Consider the following 1,246-nt stretch of genomic DNA (forward strand, 5'->3'; position numbering starts at 1 on the left):
GACCGGCAGTGCCCCCGACCGCCCCCGGCGGGGGAGTGCGGACGGGGGCTGTACACGCCGTCGCCGGTGGGCCCACAATAGGGTGACCCCGGACGACGAGGGTCGCCCGGAGGCCTGATCTGGAGTCCACCATGATCCTCCGCACCGTCGCCGCCGCCGTCGTCCTGGTCGCCGTCTCCCCGCCGTCCACCGCGTGGAGACGGGCACCGCGGAGGCCGCCCCCGGCGCCTCCCGAGGTCCGTCCACCCTCACGGGGCCAGCACCCCGCCGGGTAGTCCCGGCCACCTTCCCCGGTCCGACGGGAAGGCCTCGGTAGACTCCTGCGCATGATCAATGCCGTCGGCGTCCCCCAGACCCTGCTCCTGCTCGGAGGCACCTCCGAGATCGGCCTGGCGATCTGCGGGGAATACCTCCAGCAGGGGCCCATGCGCGTGGTGCTCGCCTGCCTCCCCGGAGACCCGGGGATCGAGGACGCGCGCGCCGAGATGACGGCCGCCGGGGCCACCGCCGTGGACGTGGTGGACTTCGACGCCGCCGCGACCGACTCCCACCCGGCAGCCTTCGAGCAGATCTTCGCCGGGGGCGACGTCGACGTGGCGATCGTGGCGTTCGGCCTGCTCGGGGAGAACGAGGAGCTCTGGTCCGATCAGCGCAAGGCCGTGCAGATCGCCCAGATCAACTACACCGGCGCCGTGTCGGTGGGCGTGCTGCTCGCCGAGCGGATGAAGGCGCAGGGCTACGGCCGGATCATCGCCATGAGTTCGGCCGCCGGGCTCCGCGCCCGCCGCTCCAACTTCGTCTACGGCTCGACCAAGGCCGGCCTCGACTCGTTCTACACCGGTCTGGGCTACGCACTCGACGAGTACGGGGTGGACGTCCTGGTGATCCGCCCGGGTCAGGTCCGGACCCGCATGTCTGCGCACGTCAAAGAGGCGCCGCTAACCATCAACAAGGAGGACGTGGCCCGCATCGCGGTCAAGAAGTCCGGGGCGGGCAAGGGCGCGGTCTTCGCCCCCGCCGCGTTCGGCGGTGTCATGGCCGTGCTCACCCACGTGCCGCGACCGATCTTCCGCAAGCTCCCCTTCTGAGCATGCCGGTGGCGCTCCGGGGGCCGGGCCTGTCGGCCGCGGCGACGCTGCTGGCCGCGGCCGTCACCGCCGTGGTCCTGATCGGCTTCTCCCTCGTCTCCTTCCCCGCCTACGGCAACTCCAACGTCCTGCGGGCGCTGACGGTCGTGGGCCAGACC

At 72.2% G+C, this 1,246-nt stretch carries 1 protein-coding gene; it reads left to right on the forward strand.

Annotated elements, in window-relative coordinates:
* The first annotated feature begins 326 nt into the window (after window positions 1-326).
* Window positions 327-1,088, forward strand: a complete 762-nt coding sequence (locus G6027_RS16305) for a decaprenylphospho-beta-D-erythro-pentofuranosid-2-ulose 2-reductase (protein WP_182638068.1) — start codon at window positions 327-329, stop codon at window positions 1,086-1,088.
* Window positions 1,089-1,246: the final 158 nt, after the last annotated feature.

It is taken from the genome of Dietzia sp. SLG310A2-38A2 (genome assembly GCF_014145095.1).
GTDB lineage: Bacteria > Actinomycetota > Actinomycetes > Mycobacteriales > Mycobacteriaceae > Dietzia.

Coding starts and splice junctions, on each gene's coding strand:
- G6027_RS16305 (WP_182638068.1), top strand. CDS start 327: ATGATCAATGCCGTCGGCGTCCCCCAGACCCTGCTCCTGCTCGGAGGC.